This window comes from Lampropedia hyalina DSM 16112 (assembly GCF_900129055.1).
GTDB lineage: Bacteria > Pseudomonadota > Gammaproteobacteria > Burkholderiales > Burkholderiaceae_C > Lampropedia > Lampropedia hyalina.
In genome coordinates, this window is record NZ_FQUZ01000007.1 from 1 (window position 1) to 17,099 (window position 17,099).

The window sequence follows — 17,099 nt, forward strand, 5'->3', positions numbered from 1 at the left end:
GCGTTTGATGTCCACGCTGGTATTGTTTCACTAAAAGATAGCTCCCATAGAAAGGAAGCGAGACAGGGGCACTCTGCGAGTGCCGCGCTATCCCTGCCCGGCATGAAGGCCGGGGTTCTCGCGCAATCGGATGAGCACAGAGTTTTCAGGCTTCTCCTGCTGCACCCAGGGCGGCAGCGATCAGTGCCGGGGCGATGCGGTAGCCATTGGCTTGCAACTGCTGCAACAGCGGGGCGAGTGCTGGTATTTTCCCTTGGCGGCGGGCCTGCACCAGCACGCCCAGTACACCGAAAAGCGGCAGGCCCAGGCGGCGGGCGGCAGCGCGGCCACGGCGTTCATCCATCAAGAGGCTGCATCCCAGTGCGCGGGCCAGGCTGATGGCCTGGGCTTCACCTTCGTCCAGGGCGACGACGGCCTGCGTGTAGATGGTGTCATTACGGTCGGGATGCACCCGCGCATGTTGTTGCACGAAGTCGGCAATGTCACGCGCACCGGGACGTGCAAGGTCGCCACTGGTTTCCATCAGCACGGTCTGCGGCAGGTGGACGGTGCCGAATATTTCCGTGAGCAGCATCAGATGGCGGCAACCGGCCAGAGCAATCAGCGGGCCAGCGTCGGCGACGACAACAGGACGCATGGATCAATCCCCGGTGTTTGGGGGCAATACATCAAATCCAGCGAGTTCTTCGCCCAGTTCGGCGGGATCGTAATCGACCACGGCAATACCCTGGGAACTGACGTAGGCGAGAAAGTCGGCCAGCTTCATACCGGCGAGCCGGGCGGCACGACCGGGCGGCAGATCACCACTTTGGAAGAGCCGCGTTGCCAAGGCGACATGCACGCCTGCACGCAGCAGTTCTTCGGTAAAGGGAACACCGACAAACAGCGGCTGACCATGCCGGGTGACGAGCGAGAGCTGCCCCTGCTCGGCCGTGCGGCTGAGTTCACCGGAGCGTTCACGCAGTTCGCGGATGCTGAATGTTTGCATGGCAAAAACCTCCATTTGTGGACACACATTGTAGATCAACTCCTCAATATATATGGGCGTAACCCGAACGAACCAAGGAGACGTGCATGAGCGCGGAATTGCGCATAGACCCGACGGATGATCTGTTGTCGGTGGATGACCGCCACTTTGTGCGGCTGGGCTGGTTGATCGTACTGGTCGGCGTGGTGGGTTTTCTGGGCTGGGCCATGCTGGCACCACTGGATGCCGGTGTGCCAGTCGATGCCAAGGTGGTGGTCAGCGGCAACCGCAAGGCGGTGCAGCCCATCAGCGGCGGCAAGGTGCAAAGCATTCTGGTCACTGAGGGCCAGCGGGTGCAGGAAGGCCAGGTGCTGGTGGTACTGGAGCCGAACGTGGCGAGCAACCAACTGGATTCCTTGCAGTTCCAGTTTCTCAGCAGCCTGGCGACGGAAAACCGCCTGATGGCCGAGCGGGACGGCCTGAACGACATCCGCTTCGATGAACGCCTGCTGCAAGCCGAGCGCGAGGGCAACTTGCAGGCCGCGGAGATCATCCAGGCGCAGCGGCAGTTGTTCGACAGCCGCCGCAGCGCCCAGCAGGCCACCCTGGGCGGCCTGGAAGCCACGTTGCGCGGCCTGCGCGAGCAAAGCGACAGCCTGCAACGCATCCTGCAATCGCGCCGCAGCCAGCGCGAGACCTTTGAGCACCAATTGGCCGGGCAGCGTTCCTTGGCCGATGACGGCCTGCTGGCACGCAACCGCCTGCTGGAATCCGAACGCCAATACCTGCAACTGGCCGGTTCCGTGGCCGATGACCAGGGCCGCCTGGCGCAGTTGCAGGGCCAGGTGCAGGAGTACCAGTTGCGCCTGATCCAGCAGCGTGAGGATTACCAGAAGGAACTGCGCACGGCGTTGGCCGAAACCCGCACACGCACCGCCGACCTTGGGTCGCGCCTGGACAGCGCGCAGTACGAAGTGACCAACATGCAGATCGTCGCGCCCACCGAGGGCATCGTGGCGGGCCTGGCGGTCTTTACCCAGGGCGGCGTGGTCAGCGCAGGCGACAAGCTGATGGACATCGTGCCGCTGGACCAACCCTTGCTGGTGGAAGGCCGCCTGCCGGTGCAGGAAGTGGACAAGGTTCAAACCGGCCAGCCGGTGGAGCTGGAGTTTGCCGCCTTCAACCGATCTTCCACCCCCAAGCTGCCGGGCACGGTCAAGACGGTTTCCGCCGACCGGCTGGAAGATCCGCAGGGTATGCCGTACTACCACATTGAGATCAGCGTGGATGACCTGGACAACCGTGAGGTGCTGCCGGGCCTGCAATTGCAGCCGGGCATGCCGGTGACCGCCTTCGTCAAGACGGGTGAACGCACCATGATGAGCTACCTGCTCAAGCCGCTGCGTGACCGTACCCGTCTGGCACTGACGGAGGAATGATGAGCCGCAGCCACACACTCAAGCTGATTATTGTCGCGCCTCTGGCTTTCTATCTGTACGTCGATGGCATGCCCACGGTATTGGCCCAGGCCACACCCGCTACGGCTTCGCCTTTGCATCAATTGCAAATGGCATCACCACCGCAAGGGGTTGGGCAGGCCTCAACCGCCTTGGCCAGCCAATCGCCATCGCTCGATCTGGTTCAGGCTTACGAGCGCATGCTGCTCAACGACCCGCAGGTGTTGAGTGCCCGCGCGGCCCGTGACGCTGGGCGGGATAGCGGCAACATTGCCCGTGCCGCCTTGCTGCCACAGGCCTCGATCAACTACCTGCGCAACCGCACCAACCAGACCGAGTACTACGACAGCACCACGACTGCCGGCCGGCAAAGCATTGAGGACAGTTTCTATGGCCGCCGCGCCGGCCTGACCATTGAGCAGACGCTGTTCGACTATTCGGCCATCAGCACCTATCGCATGGGCAAGACCCAGGCTGAATATGCCGAGGTGCAGTACCGCTTGCAATTCCAGCAGCAGGCCGTGGCCCTGATCGACGCCTACCTGAATGCCTTGCTGGCCCGCGATTCGCTGGAACTGGCCCGCCAGCAATTGCGCGTGTACCAGGACATGCTGCGCGGCAACGAGCGCATGATGGCCCAGGGTGAAGGCACCCGGATCGACATTCTGGAGACCCGCACGCAGTTGGGCGCCACCCAGTCGGAACTGGTGACCTATGAGAATGCGCTGGCCGACCGATTGCGCGAGCTATCGGCCCTGCTGGGAGGGCCGGTCCATGCCCACGAGCTGATGGACATCAACCAGACGGCCATGCTGCCCGCCTTGCCCGATGGGGACTTGGCGGTGTTGCTGGGCGATGCCCAACAGCAGAACCCGGAAGTCCAGGCCGCACGCCTGGCGGTGCGCTACAACGACCTGACCGTGGAGCGCGAGAAAGGCCAGTTCATGCCGCGCGTGTCGCTGTATGCCTCCCATGAGCGCATCGTCTCGGACACCATCAACAACAAGGGCCGCGACTACAAGAGCAACACCATCGGCCTGCAGGTCTCGATTCCGTTGTTCAGCGGCGGCTCCAGCTACTACAGCACGCGCCAGGCCAGCAACCGGCTGACCCAGGCCAGTTACGACCTGGAGCGCACCACCCAGACCACCGCCACCACCCTGGAGCAGTACTACCGGGTGTTTGCCACCAGCACCGAGCGCGTGAGCACGCTGCGCCAGAACGTGGCCGACAGCACCGCGCTGGTCGATGCCATGCGCAAGAGCGTGGCTGGCGGCGAACGCACCAATACCGATGCCCTGCATGCCGAGCGCCAGTCCTACCAGGCCCGGCAGGAACTGCTGCGCACCTACGTGGAGTGGTTCCAGGCCTACGCCAAGCTGCAGTTCTACGCCGGACGGTTCTCGGAGGACGACGTGCTGGTGTTGAACCGCCATTTGGTGGCGCAGAGGCAATGAGAGGATTGCCCTGGGAAATGGCGTGAGGGTGAAGTGGGCTGTGTCGGAACGCGGGTACGATCTCAGGGATGCAGCACTTCCAGCAGGCGATCCAGCCCGCCGCTGTTGATGGCGACCTGGGCCTGTGAACGCACGCGTGGCTTGGCGTGGAAGGCCACTGACAGGCCGACGGCCTGCATCATCGGAATGTCATTCGCTCCATCGCCCACGGCAATCGCCTGGGATGGGTCGATGCCCAGCAGCGAGGCCAGGTCCAGTACCGTCTTGCGTTTTTCTGCGCCGTCGCAAATATCGCCCCAGGCTTGATCGACCATGCGTCCCGTCAGGATGCCGTTCTTTAGTTCCAGCACGTTGGAGCGCGCAAAGTCCAGGCCCAGCTCGGCCTTGATGCGGTCGGTGAAGAAGGTGAACCCACCCGAGACCAGCAGCGTCTTCAGGCCAGCCTGCTGGCAGGCCTGCACCAGTTCGCGTGCGCCGGGGGTCAGATGCACCCGTTGTGCGTACACGCTCTCCAGTTGCGCCACGCTCACGCCCCGCAGCAACTGCACCCGCTGGCGCAGGCTTTCCTTGTAATCGCTGATAAGCCCCTGCATGGCCGCTTCGGTGATGGCAGCCACTTCGGCCTTTTTGCCCACCACATCGGCGATTTCGTCCACGCATTCGCTGGTCACCAACGTGGAGTCCATGTCGAATGCGATCAGGCGATAGTTTTTCAGTTGCAGGGGCAGGGCGATGTCCTGGACTTCCAGGCCGGGGGAAACTTCTTGTTTGCTCATGGTGTGCCAATGGCAGGTTGTGGGGCGGCACGCTGTACGCGACAGCGCGTGCCTGAGGTGAAACACATCGAAAAAAGCCACTGTCATGATACCAAATCCATACGATCCACCCAGCCGCCCGCAAGGGCACGTTGCGAATCCACAAGGAAGTCACAATTGCCTGAGATGATGCGGCGCAACTACCGGAGACAGTGCCGACATGGTGTTACCATCCGTGGCATTTGTAGGGGTTTTCGCGTATTCCGGGCTTTTTTACAGGCTGGGGCGATGGCATTTTTTTCTATCAACATTGCGAGGTTTGCATGACATTTCTCAAGGGTAAAAAAGGACTGGTAGTCGGCATTGCCAACGACCAGAGCATTGCATGGGGTTGCGCCAAGGCATTTCACGAGGCCGGTGCCGAGCAGGCCATCACCTGGCTCAACGACAAGGCACGCAAGTATGTGGAGCCGCTGGCCCAGCAGGTCGAAGCCAGCATCACCGGCAATCTGGATGTCACCAACCCCGATGAAATGAAGGCGATTTTCGACACCATCGGCGAACGCTGGGGCAAGCTGGATTTTCTGGTGCACTCCGTGGCATTCGCTCCCAAGGAAGACCTGCATGGCCGTGTGGTGGATTCGTCGCGTGACGGGTTCTTGCAGGCCATCGATATTTCCTGCCACTCCTTCATTCGCCTGACCCGGCTGGCCGAACCGCTGATGAAGAACGGCGGCACGGTGCTGACCATGAGCTATCTGGGAGCCTCGGAAGTCATGCCCAACTACGGCATGATGGGGCCAGTCAAGGCCGCGCTGGAGTCCAGCGTGAAATATCTGGCCGCAGAGCTGGGCGGCCAGGGCATCCGGGTGCATGCCATCTCTCCGGGCCCGCTGGTCACGCGCGCTGCATCCGGTCTGGCCGGTTTCGATTCGCTGGTGCAGGAGAGCATTGACCGCTCACCGCTGCACAAGGCCCTGAACGTGGACGATGTGGGGCCGCTGAGTGCGTTCCTGGTCAGCGATGGTGCCAAGGCCATGACCGGCGGCCTGCTGTTCGTGGATGGCGGCTACAACATCCTGAACTGACGCATGCCTTGACCCGGTCGGATCATGGCCGGGGTTGCGCATTGTGCTCACGCATGGGGCGGCATTCCTGATGGGGATGCCGCCTTTTGGCTTTCTGGGTTGCCGTCCCGTGCAGATGGGCTGGCCTGTGGCTGGAAGAACATCGGGTACAGCCGCTCGACCACCGGGCCGCTGAGGTCGAAGGCATGGCACTGGCCCAGATGTGGCGGTATTTGCAGCATGGTTCCCTGCTGGCGCAGGCGTTCGTAGTGGGCAATATTGTGTGGCGCAATGGTCTGGAATGCCACAGTGGCCATGTTGAACAGCAATTCGCGCATGTGCGTGCAACCTTCGACCTTGCCCAGATGTTCCTCGATGCTCTTGCGCCAGCCCTTGGCCATGCTGGAGCCGATCATGCGCCGCATGTGGCGGTCGGCACTCGTGCAATGGCCGTGTGGATGATCGGCCATGGCACTGACGATGTCCACCACCGTCAGTTGGGCATCGAAGGTGATGCGAATCAGCATTCGGTGCAAGGGGACATGGGCTGGCAGGGGGGCTTCGATGCCGTATTCAAAGTCGAAGGGCTTGGTGTCGAGCATCTGCGCTTCCACGTCCCACAGGCCATCCTCGCGCTGAAAACCCAGAAACTGGGTGGTGCGGCTGTGGGCCGGCTGGCGCGGCACCGGCGCGGGCAGCTCGGGTGTGAAATCCGGGGGCGTGGGAATCTCGTTCCTTCCGTTCAATCGTGGTCTGTCCATATGTTTCCCTTTGTGTTCCCTGGCATTGTACGAAAGCCGCATTGGTATCTGCTGGCGCAGGGCGGGGCATAATCGGCCCCTTCACCTTGTGTTCACGCCCACCCATGTCTGCTATCGACGCTGCTCCTGATTCTGCTCCCAAGCCCCAATGCCTGTATGAGGACAAGCATGTGCTGGTGCTGTTCAAACCCCATGAGCTGCTCAGTGTGCCGGGGCGCGGCGAGGAAAAGCGCGACAGCCTGGCCTGGCGTGCCCAGCAGTACTGGCGCAATGCGCTGGTGGTGCACCGGCTCGATATGTCCACATCGGGCCTGTTGGTCATGGCGCGCAGCCCTGAAGTACACCGCAGCCTGTCGATGGCCTTTGCGCAGCGGCAGGTTCACAAACGCTATACCGCCGTGGTGCATGGCCGATTGCCATGGCCCGATGCCACAGATGCCACAGATGCCACAGAGTGGCAGTTGATCGACAAACCCCTGATGCTGGACTGGGAGCGTCGCCCGCTGCACATAGTGGATACCGAGAACGGCAAGCCCAGCCAGACGCGCTGGCGCATTCTGCCCGATACCCCTGCCGATGCGCACTGGCCCGTGCCCCATACCCGCCTCGATCTGGAGCCGGTGACGGGGCGCACCCATCAGTTGCGTGTGCATCTGCAAAGCATGGGCCACCCCATGCTGGGCGATCCGCTGTATGCGCAGGGAGCCGCTCTGGAGGCCGCACCGCGTTTGCTGCTGCATGCGCGCGAGCTGGGTTTCGATCATCCTGTCACTGGCAAGCCCTTGTTCTTCGAGTCTGCTGTGCCCTTTTGAACGCCATTGTCTCTGCAAGGCCTCAAATCCATATACGCTAAAATGCCCCGTCGGATTCGCTCCGGCGAGCACCTTGCGGCCAGTCTGCGCCGCCTCTTTTCTCCCTCCCGATAGCCAACATGTCCTGGATTGACAAACTTCTTCCCGCCAAACTCAGAACTTCCGAATCCGGCGAACGCCGCCAGATTCCCGAGGGGCTGTGGTCCAAGTGTCCGGTCTGTGAAACGGTGCTGTACAAATCCGATCTGGAGAAGAACCAGAACGTCTGCCCGCACTGTGGCTACCACCACCGCATTGGTGCGCGTGAACGCCTGAACCTGTTTCTCGATGCCAAGGGCCGCTACGACATCGGGCAGGAAGTGGTGCCCACCGATGCCCTGAAGTTCAAGGACAGCCGCAGATACCCGGAACGCCTCAAGGAAGCCAAAAGCAACACCCAGGAAACCGACGCGCTGGTGGTACAGGGCGGAACCCTCAACGGCCTGCCAGTGGTGGTGGCCTGTTTCGAGTTCGATTTCATGGGTGGCAGCATGGGCAGTGTGGTGGGCGAACGCTTTGTGCGTGGCGTGCAGGCGGCGGCCCACAAGAAGGTGCCGTTCATCTGCTTCACGGCCACTGGTGGCGCGCGCATGCAGGAGGGGCTGCTGTCGCTGATGCAGATGGCCAAGACGAATGCGTCCCTGACACGGCTGGCGCAGAAAGGCCTGCCGTACATCAGCGTACTGACCGACCCTACCATGGGCGGGGTCAGTGCGGGCTTTGCGTTCATGGGCGATCTGGTGATTGCCGAGCCCAAGGCTCTGATTGGCTTTGCCGGGCCACGGGTGATCGAATCGACGGTGCGGGTCAAGCTGCCCGAAGGCTTCCAGCGTGCCGAATTCCTGCTGGAAAAGGGTGCAATTGACATGATCGCCGACCGGCGCGAACTGCGCACCATCATCAGCCAGAATCTGGCGATTCTGCAACGCCGCCCCACAGCGGCGGTGACTCCTTCTGCAAGCCCGTCTGCCGCCGTGCTGGAGCTGGCAGTCGAAAAGTCCAGCCCATGAAACAAGGGGTTTCAGTGCCCCATAAAAAAGCCTTTCGGTTTTGATCCGAAAGGCTTTTTTGTTGTGTCAATCCATGGGGCGGCGGTTCAGACCACCCGATGGGTCAGATGCTGCCAGCCTGCACATTGGCATTGGCAGCGGCCAGTGCCGTCATGTTCACGATGCGGCGCACCGTGGAGGAGGGCGTGAGCACATAGGCGGGTGCAGCGGCACCCATCAGGATCGGGCCGATGGTGGTGCCGTGGCCGCTGACTTCCTTGAGGACGTTGAACAGGATGTTGGCCGAATCCAGGTTCGGGCAGATCAGGATGTTGGCATCCGATTGCAGCGTGTTGCCAATCAGCGTGCGGCTGCGCACTTCTGCCGACAGGGCAGCATCGCCGTGCAGTTCGCCGTCGCACTCGATTTCCGGGAAGCGTTGCTTGAACAGTTCCGTGGCCTTGCGCATCTTCAGCGCGCTGGGGCGCGACGAGGAGCCGTAGTTGGAGTGCGACAGGAAGGCCACCTTGGGCGGCAGGCCAAAACGCTGCACTTCGCGCACGGCCATCTGTGCAATGGAGACCAGGCCTTCTGGATCGGGGTCTTCGTGGATGTAGGTGTCGGCAATGAACAGGGTGTGGTTTTCCAGGATCAGTGCGTTCAGCGTGGCCAGGCCCTCGGTGTCGTCGCGCACGCCAATCACATCCTTGATGCGGCGCAGGTGGTTGTCGAAGCGACCGATCATGCCGCAGAGCATGGCATCGGCATCACCCAGATGCACCATCAACGCGGCAATGATGGAGTTGGAGCGGCGCACCGAGACCTTGGCGGCTTCCGGTGTCGTACCGTTGCGGCCCATGATGTGGTGGTAGGCCTCCCAGTACTGGCGGAAGCGCGAGTCGTTTTCAGGATTGACGATGTCCACGTCCTGACCGACCTGAAGGCGCAAGCCGGCTTTCTGGAGGCGGCTGGCAATGATTTCGGGGCGGCCAATCAGGATGGGGTGTGCCAGTCCTTCGTCCACGGCAGTCTGTGCCGCACGCAGTACCCGCTCGTCTTCGCCTTCGGCAAAGGCCACGCGGCGCAGTTGTGCCTTGGCGGCACGGAACACGGGCTTCATGAACATGCCGGTCTGATAGACAAAGCGGCTGAGGCTTTCGCGGTAGGCGGCGAGGTCTTCGATCGGGCGTGTGGCCACGCCGGATTCGGCTGCGGCCTGGGCGACCGCAGGGGCAATGCGCAGGATCAACCGGGCATCGAACGGGGTGGGAATCAGGTAGTCGGGGCCAAACAGCAGTTCCTTGCCGGAGTAGGCGGCGGCGACTTCATCGCTGGCTTCGGCCTTGGCCAGTGCGGCAATTTCATGCACACAGGCCAGCTTCATGGCTTCGGTGATCTTGGTCGCGCCGCAATCGAGCGCGCCCCGGAAGATGTAGGGGAAGCACAGGACGTTATTGACCTGGTTCGGGTAGTCGGAGCGGCCTGTGGCAATGATGCAGTCCGGGCGCACAGCCTTGGCCAGTTCCGGGCGGATTTCCGGCTCGGGGTTGGCCAGTGCCAGGATGATGGGCTGGCTGGCCATGGTTTTCACCATCTCAGCGGTCAGCACGCCAGGGGCGGAGCAGCCCAGGAACACGTCTGCACCATTGACGATGTCGGCCAGGGTGCGGGCATCGGTTTCGTGGGCGAAACGGGCCTTGGATGCGTCCAGGTTGCCCAGGCGAGCGGCGTGAATCACACCCTTGGAGTCGGCCAGGAAGATGTTTTCGTGCCTGACGCCCAGCCCTTCCATGACGGTGACGCAGGCAATGGCTGCGGCTCCTGCGCCGGAGACAGCGATTTTGACCTCATCGATTTTCTTGTTTACCAGCTCCAGCGCATTGACCAGCGCGGCGGAGGAAATGATGGCCGTGCCGTGCTGGTCGTCGTGGAACACCGGAATGTTCAGGCGCGCGCTGAGTTGCTGCTCGATGTAGAAGCACTCGGGGGCCTTGATGTCTTCCAGGTTGATGCCGCCCAGTGTAGGCTCCAGCGCGGCGATGATTTCCACCAGCTTGTCGGGGTCGCGCTCGTTCAGCTCGATGTCGAATACGTCCACACCGGCGAATTTCTTGAACAGGCAGCCTTTGCCTTCCATGACGGGCTTGCCGGCCAGCGGGCCGATGTCGCCCAGCCCCAGCACGGCAGTGCCGTTGGTGATGACACCCACCAGGTTGCCACGCGAGGTGTATTCGGCAGCCAGCGAGGGGTCGGCCTGAATGTCCAGACAGGGATAGGCGACACCGGGCGAGTAGGCCAGCGAGAGGTCGCGCTGGTTGGACAGTGGCTTGGTGGGGGTGACGGCAATCTTGCCCCGGCTGGGCGAGCGGTGGTATTCGAGGGCTGCCAGTCGCAGGGCTTGTTCAGCGTCGGAGAGGGTCTTGGATTCTTGGTTCATACAGGTTCCAAACTAACGAAAAAACGAAGAGGCACGGTGGAGTGCGGGAGCCTGCACCGTCAGCCAAGGGGCACCATTCTTACAGGGAATGCGACCGTGGGGGTTCTTGTAATTAAAAATTTTGAATGCAAACCGCGTAAACCCCGAGCATTCGGCATGGTGGTGTGGGTTGGGAATAGAGGGAACGGGCACAAGCCATTTGCCACGCGTGCGACAAAAACGAGCCATGCCCCAAAAAAGAAGGCGTTGCAATGCAACGCCCTGGACAGATTTCTTTAGGCAGAAACGATGGTGGTCGGTTGCAGGCGCGTGAGGTCAATGCCCGCCCGTTCTGCCCCCGACAGAATCGCCTTGATGGAGGCCGTGACGATGTTGGGGTTTTGCCCCACGCCCCAGACGCGCTGGCCGTCCACGCTGACGTCCACATAGGCGATGGCCTGGGCATTCGCTCCTTCGCCAATGGCGTGTTCCGCATAGTCCAGCACCTTGATCTCGCGGCCAGATGCCTTGGAGAGTGCGCCGATGAAGGCATCGATCGGGCCGGAACCCTGGCCTTCGATGGTCACGCTGCTGCCGTTCTTGCGCACGCTGGCCGTGATGCCGGTCTGCGCACCATCGCCTTCGAGCTGGTAGGACGGGGCCGACTCTGCCAGATGGTATTCACGCTGGAAAATATCCCACAGGTGCCTGGCCTGCATTTCCGTGCCTTCGGCATCCATGGCCTTCTGCACCACCTGGCTGAATTCGATTTGCAGACGGCGCGGCAATACCAGCTTGTATTCGCTCTCCAACAGATAGGAGATGCCGCCCTTGCCGGACTGGCTATTGACGCGGATCACTGCCTCGTAGCTGCGTCCCAGGTCCTTGGGGTCGATGGGCAGATAGGGCATGTCCCAGATGTCGCTGTCCTTGCGCGCCGAGAATGCTTTCTTGATGGCATCCTGGTGCGAGCCGGAGAACGAGGTGAACACCAGATCGCCCACATACGGATGGCGCGGATGCACCGGCAACTGGTTGCAGTGTTCCACGGTGCTGCGGATGGCATCGATGTCGGAAAAGTCCAGTTGCGGATCCACGCCCTGTACATACATGTTCAGCGCGATGTTCACCAAATCGAGGTTGCCGGTGCGCTCGCCATTGCCGAACAGACAGCCTTCGAGGCGGTCGGCTCCTGCCATCAAGGCCAGTTCTGCCGTTGCCGTGCCAGTGCCCCGGTCATTGTGCGGATGCACCGACAGGATGATGGAGTCGCGGCGTTGAATGTGGCGGTGCGTCCACTCCACCATATCGGCGAAGATGTTGGGGGTGGAATGCTCCACAGTGGTGGGCAGGTTGATGATGCACTTGTTATCGGGTGTGGGCTGCCAGACATCGGTGACGGCATCGATGACGCGGCGGCTGAACTCCAGCTCGGTGTCCGAATACATCTCTGGCGAATACTGGAACACCCATTGCGTGCCCGGATGCTGGGCGGCGATTTCCTGGAACAGGCGTGCGTTGCTGCTGGCCAGTTCCACGATTTCATCTTCGTTCATCCCCAGCACCACATTGCGCATGACCGGGGCCGTGGCGTTGTAGAGGTGCACGATGGCACGGCGCGCGCCCTGCAAGGCCTCGAAGGTGCGCCGCACCAGATGCTCGCGTGCCTGGGTGAGCACCTGCACGGTCACATCGTCGGGGATGAGGCCGTCCTCGATCAGCTTGCGGGCAAAATCGAATTCCACCTGGGAGGCGGATGGGAAGCCGATTTCGATTTCCTTGAAACCAATGTCCACCAGCGTCTGGAACATGCGCAACTTGCGCTCCACATCCATCGGCTCGATCAGCGACTGGTTGCCGTCGCGCAAGTCCACGCTGCACCATACGGGTGGCTGGGTGATGGTGGCATCGGGCCAGGTGCGATCCTGAAGGCGCACGGGGGCGAAGGGGCGGTATTTGGTGGCGGGGTTTTTCAACATCATTTGGAGCAGTCCTGAACTGTGGTCTGAAACGACCAGCGACCCTTTCAATGGCGGAAATGCAAATCGGCCCGTCGCTGGTGCTAACGGGCCGATGAAAGAGGCACTTGACGCCAAGCGCACATCAACAACTTCGCCCGTGGAGCGAAAGTAGCGATAGCGATTGCGTGAAGTTTTGCATGGCGTGCAATATAGCACAAAAACGGCACTTCCTTCGTGGGAGGGGTTGCAGGCTGCGAGCACTTGGGAAGTCTCCTGCCATGTTTTTTCCTGGCGGGGTTGTCATAAAACCGTCGCAATTCAAATTCATTTCAATGTCAGAATAAGCCGTTTGAAATCATTACCCAGCATGGAGCCTCATGGTCACTAAAACGTCAGCTGCCACGGCCAAGGCAGTTCCCGCAACGTCTTCCAAAACCACTGCAAAAACCACCCCTGCGCCCCGGAAAACCACTGCCGTGCGCCGCACCCGGGCCAGCCTCCCTGCGACACCACCATCTTCCGATGCCAAGCCTGTGACGGCATCGGCTCCTGCTCCGGCCCCGAGAAAACGCCGCACTCGCACCAGTGCACCGGCTACGCCAGCGGCTGTGGTTATCGCTTCCGTTCCCACTCCCACATCCGCCCCCGTTCCGGTTGCCACGGTGAACAGCGAAGCCCTGCCGGTGGCCAAGAACCCTTCCGGCGATATCGCGGGCGCGCTGGATACCGTGCGCGAGCTGCAAGCCAGCTCCGGCTCGCTCTGGAGCCTGAAAAGCCGCCAGCAGATTCAGGCCGAGGCCGAGCTGATCGTGCATCTGGAACGCCCGGCCCACATCCACTGGCTCGATCGTGACCACAGCATTCTGGCCTTCAACGAGCGCGTGTTCGACTGGGCCACCCGCGCGGACGTGCCGCTGCTGGAGCGGCTGCGCTATCTGACCATCGTATCGTCCAACCTCGACGAGTTCTTTGAGGTGCGCGTGGCCGATCATCTCGAAGCCTTTCTGGACGGCGTGCTGGACGACGAGTATTCGGTGGAGAGCTACCGCAAGATTGCCCGCAAGGCGCATGAACTGGTGCAGCGTCAATACACGCTTTACAACCAGGTGCTGATGCCCGAATTCATCGGGCAGGGCATCGAGATCATCTCCCACGGCAAGCGCAATGCGGCACAACGCCGCTGGGTGAGTGATTATTTCGACCGCGAAGTGCGGCCCCTGCTCACGCCGGTGGCACTCGACCCGGCACACCCTTTCCCCCAGGTGGCCAACAAGTCGCTGAACTTCATCGTGCGGCTGGAAGGCGAGGATGCCTTTGGCCACACCAACGAGATTGCCATCGTCAAGGTGCCGCGCGTGCTGCCTCGCTTCGTGCGCCTGCCCGATTCGCTCTCCGGTGGCAAGGGCAAGATCGGGGTCATCAGCCTCTCCAGCATGATTCGCGCCCATCTGGCCGAGATGTTCCACGGTCGCAAGGTGGTGGAATACTCGCAGTTCCGCGTCACGCGCCATTCCGATCTGGCTGTGGTGGAAGGCGAGGTGCAGAACCTGCGCACCGCACTGCGCAAGGGCCTGCAACATCGCCATTTCGGCAAGGCCACGCGCATCGAGGTGTCGTACAGTTGTTCCGAGCAGGTCGCCAGCCTGTTGCTGGCGCAGTATGGTCTGCCCGATGAAGCCCTGTTCCGCGTGCGCGGCCCCGTCAATCTGGTGCGCCTGACGCAGGTGATCGACCTGCTGGACGATGAACGCACCGACCTGCTGTTCCCCAAGTGGATTCCGCAGTGGCCGCGCTCCCTGAAGAACAGCGAGAACCTCTTCACCCGCATCCGCCAGCGGGATGTGCTGATTCACCAGCCTTTCGAGAGCTTCGATGCCGTGGTCGAGTTGCTGCGCCAGGCGGTCAAGGACCCTTCCGTGCTGGCCATCAAGCAGACCGTGTACCGCACCGGTTCCGATTCGGCCATGATGGATTTGCTGCGCGAAGCCGTGCGCAAGGGCAAGGAAGTCACCGCCGTGGTGGAGCTGAAGGCGCGTTTTGACGAAGAAAACAACATCAACTGGGCCGAGGCCCTGGAATCGATTGGTGTGCAGGTCGTGTACGGCATCGTGGGGCTGAAGACCCATGCCAAGATGCTGCTGATTACACGGCGTGAACCCTTGGGGCTGAAACGCTACGGCCATCTCTCCACCGGCAACTACAACCCCAAGACGGCCCGGCTCTACACCGACCTGAGCTACTTCACCGCAAACGATGCCATCACCGCCGACATGGATTCGGTGTTCACCCTGCTGGCCAGCCAAGGCACACTGCCGCCGCTCAAAAGCCTGCTGGTGGCTCCGTTCACGCTGCAAAAATCCATGCTCGATGCCATCGACCGTGTGCGCGAAGCCGCAGCAGGTGGACAGAAGGCGCGTATCGTCGCCAAGATGAATGCCCTGACCGACTGGGTGCTGGCAGCGGCCCTGCACAAGGCCGCCCAGGCAGGCGTGCAGGTGGATCTGATCGTGCGGGGAGCCTGTGTTCTGCCCGCCCAGACTGTGACGGACAAGGGCGGCAGCATCCGCATTCGTTCGATTGTGGGGCGTTTTCTGGAGCACAGCCGTGTGTTCTACTTCCAGGCCGGGGAGCAGGAAGACCTGTACCTCTCCAGTGCCGACTGGATGAACCGTAACATGAATCGCCGCGTGGAACTGGGCTGGCAGGTGACAGAACCGGCATTGCGCCAGCGCATCATCGACGAATGCCTGATCTCGTATCTGCTGGACGACCGCGATGCCTGGGTGCTCAAGGAAGATGGCAGCTACCAACGCCTACAGGGTGACAGCATCAATGCCAGTGCCCAGCAAGTGCTCGCCCACTATTTCAGCACCGCGCCCGTGGTGCGCACACGCGGTGGCCACCCACAGGTGCTGGAGCAGCAGCCCCCGAGCGGTGGCAAGAAAACCTCCTGAATGGCGTGACTGGAAGCGGGAAACATGGGTTTCCCGCTTTTTTCTGACGCGCCCCTGATCTTTTCGGTTTCAATGCGCAGCGTTGCCGATCTGCGCATCGGGTTTGACGCTGTGCACCAGGGCCAGGAAGGCACTGCGGATGCGCTCCAGGGCTTCGGGGGTCTGGCCTTCAAAACGCAGCACCAGCACTGGCGTGGTGTTGGACGCACGCACCAGACCGAAGCCGTCCGGCCAGTCGGCACGCAGGCCATCTATGGTGCTGACCTTGGCGGGAGCCGGGAAGTGTGCTCTCTCCACCAGTTGCGCCACCAGTGCGTGGGGTTCGCCTTCGGCGCAGGCGATGTTCATTTCCGGCGTGGAATGGCTGCTGGGCAGGGCGTTGAGCACGGCACTGGGGTCGGGGTGGCGGCTGAGGATTTCCAGCAGGCGCGTGCCGGCGTAGGTTCCGTCGTCGAAGCCGTACCAGCGTTCCTTGAAGAAAATGTGGCCACTCATCTCACCGCCCAGCGGGGCACTGGTCTCGCGCATGCGTGCCTTGATGAGCGAGTGGCCGGTCTTGAACATCACGGGTATGCCACCGGCCTGTTCGATGGCGGGGGCGAGTTGCTGGCTGCACTTCACGTCGAAAACGATTTCGCCGCCGGGCACGCGCGAGAGCACGTCCTGCGCGAACAGGATGATCTGGCGGTCGGGGAAGATGTTCTGGCCGTCCTTGGTGACGATGCCCAGGCGGTCGCCGTCGCCGTCGAAGGCCAGTCCCAGTTCGGCAGCGCTGTGTTGCAGTGCGGCGATCAGGTCTTGCAGGTTCTCGGGCTTGCTGGGGTCGGGGTGGTGATTGGGGAAGTTGCCATCGACCTCGGTGAACAGTTCAGTGACGGTGCAGCCCAGTGCGCGGAAGATCGCCGGGGCAGTGGCTCCGGCAATGCCGTTGCCCGCATCGACAACGATGTGCAGCGGACGTGTAAGCTGGATGTCCGAGGCAATGCGCTCCAGGTAGGCAGGAAAGACATCGGCTTGTGTCACGGTGCCGGTTCCGGGCAGTGACCAGTCTTCGCGTTCGATGCGCTGGCGCAGTTGCTGGATTTCGTCGCCATAGATGGCTTTGCCTGCCAGCACCATCTTGAAGCCGTTGTAGTCCTTGGGGTTGTGGCTGCCGGTGATCTGGATGCCGCTGTGCGCCAGGGTGCTGGCGGCGAAGTAAAGCATCGGAGTGGTGACCATGCCCACATCAATCACGTCGATGCCGGTTTCCGTCAAACCCTGAATCAGGGCCTGTGCCAGTTCCGCGCCGCTGAGGCGGCCATCACGCCCGACAGCGACGGTTTTTTCGCCGGCAGCCAGTGCGGCCGTGCCGAAGGCCCGGCCCAGATGGAGGGCCGTGGCGGCGTTGAGGGTGCTGGGCACGATGCCCCGGATGTCGTAGGCTTTGAAGATGGAGGCTGGGACTTGCATGGGGTAAGGGAA

The 17,099-nt window shown here is 62.0% G+C and carries 13 protein-coding genes; 6 read left to right on the forward strand and 7 right to left on the reverse strand.

Going from position 1 to position 17,099, the window contains the following annotated elements:
* Nucleotides 1-145: 145 nt before the first annotated feature.
* Nucleotides 146-637 (reverse strand): PIN domain-containing protein, encoded by a 492-nt coding sequence (locus BUE21_RS04005; protein WP_073354924.1) that lies wholly within the window; start codon nucleotides 635-637, stop codon nucleotides 146-148.
* 3 nt (nucleotides 638-640) lie between these two features.
* Nucleotides 641-988, reverse strand: a complete 348-nt coding sequence (locus tag BUE21_RS04010; RefSeq protein WP_073354927.1) for a UPF0175 family protein — start codon at nucleotides 986-988, stop codon at nucleotides 641-643.
* Between the two features lie 86 nt (nucleotides 989-1,074).
* Between BUE21_RS04010 and BUE21_RS04015 the strand changes: the two genes are divergently transcribed.
* The gene (locus tag BUE21_RS04015) at nucleotides 1,075-2,406 is read left to right on the forward strand and encodes an HlyD family type I secretion periplasmic adaptor subunit (RefSeq protein WP_073354928.1); all 1,332 of its coding nucleotides are present in this window, start codon (nucleotides 1,075-1,077) and stop codon (nucleotides 2,404-2,406) included.
* Entirely contained in the window at nucleotides 2,406-3,881 is a 1,476-nt protein-coding gene (locus tag BUE21_RS04020; RefSeq protein WP_073354931.1) for a TolC family outer membrane protein, read from the forward strand. The genes BUE21_RS04015 and BUE21_RS04020 overlap by 1 nt, the downstream gene beginning before the upstream one ends.
* A gap of 62 nt (nucleotides 3,882-3,943) precedes the next feature.
* Here BUE21_RS04020 and serB read toward each other — a convergent pair whose 3' ends face one another.
* The gene (gene serB, locus BUE21_RS04025) at nucleotides 3,944-4,657 is read right to left on the reverse strand and encodes a phosphoserine phosphatase SerB (protein ID WP_073354934.1); all 714 of its coding nucleotides are present in this window, start codon (nucleotides 4,655-4,657) and stop codon (nucleotides 3,944-3,946) included.
* Nucleotides 4,658-4,959: 302 nt separating this feature from the next.
* Here serB and fabI point away from each other — a divergent pair, with 302 nt between their 5' ends.
* Nucleotides 4,960-5,724, forward strand: coding sequence for an enoyl-ACP reductase FabI (gene fabI, locus BUE21_RS04030; protein WP_073354937.1), 765 nt, complete (start codon nucleotides 4,960-4,962; stop codon nucleotides 5,722-5,724).
* Between the two features lie 47 nt (nucleotides 5,725-5,771).
* Here the strand turns inward: fabI and BUE21_RS04035 are convergent, their stop codons facing one another.
* Complete coding sequence (locus BUE21_RS04035) at nucleotides 5,772-6,449, reverse strand: DUF2889 domain-containing protein (protein ID WP_159435796.1); 678 nt, start codon at nucleotides 6,447-6,449, stop codon at nucleotides 5,772-5,774.
* A 119-nt stretch (nucleotides 6,450-6,568) separates the two neighbouring features.
* On the opposite strand from BUE21_RS04035, the gene BUE21_RS04040 reads away from it, so the two are divergent.
* The gene (locus BUE21_RS04040; protein ID WP_073354938.1) at nucleotides 6,569-7,276 is read left to right on the forward strand and encodes an RluA family pseudouridine synthase; all 708 of its coding nucleotides are present in this window, start codon (nucleotides 6,569-6,571) and stop codon (nucleotides 7,274-7,276) included.
* Between the two features lie 119 nt (nucleotides 7,277-7,395).
* Nucleotides 7,396-8,325: an acetyl-CoA carboxylase, carboxyltransferase subunit beta gene (gene accD / locus BUE21_RS04045; RefSeq protein WP_073354941.1), complete on the forward strand. Its 930-nt coding sequence runs from the start codon at nucleotides 7,396-7,398 to the stop codon at nucleotides 8,323-8,325.
* 103 nt (nucleotides 8,326-8,428) lie between these two features.
* On the opposite strand, the gene BUE21_RS04050 is transcribed toward accD, so the two are convergent.
* On the reverse strand, nucleotides 8,429-10,741 hold the full coding sequence (locus BUE21_RS04050; protein WP_073354944.1) for an NADP-dependent malic enzyme: 2,313 nt from the start codon (nucleotides 10,739-10,741) through the stop codon (nucleotides 8,429-8,431).
* 275 nt (nucleotides 10,742-11,016) lie between these two features.
* On the reverse strand, nucleotides 11,017-12,699 hold the full coding sequence (gene leuA / locus BUE21_RS04055) for a 2-isopropylmalate synthase (protein WP_073355132.1): 1,683 nt from the start codon (nucleotides 12,697-12,699) through the stop codon (nucleotides 11,017-11,019).
* A gap of 710 nt (nucleotides 12,700-13,409) precedes the next feature.
* Here leuA and ppk1 point away from each other — a divergent pair.
* Nucleotides 13,410-15,635: a polyphosphate kinase 1 gene (gene ppk1 / locus BUE21_RS04060; RefSeq protein WP_407656052.1), complete on the forward strand. Its 2,226-nt coding sequence runs from the start codon at nucleotides 13,410-13,412 to the stop codon at nucleotides 15,633-15,635.
* Nucleotides 15,636-15,704: 69 nt separating this feature from the next.
* On the opposite strand, the gene BUE21_RS04065 is transcribed toward ppk1, so the two are convergent.
* Nucleotides 15,705-17,087, reverse strand: a complete 1,383-nt coding sequence (locus BUE21_RS04065; protein ID WP_073354950.1) for a phosphomannomutase/phosphoglucomutase — start codon at nucleotides 17,085-17,087, stop codon at nucleotides 15,705-15,707.
* Nucleotides 17,088-17,099: the final 12 nt, after the last annotated feature.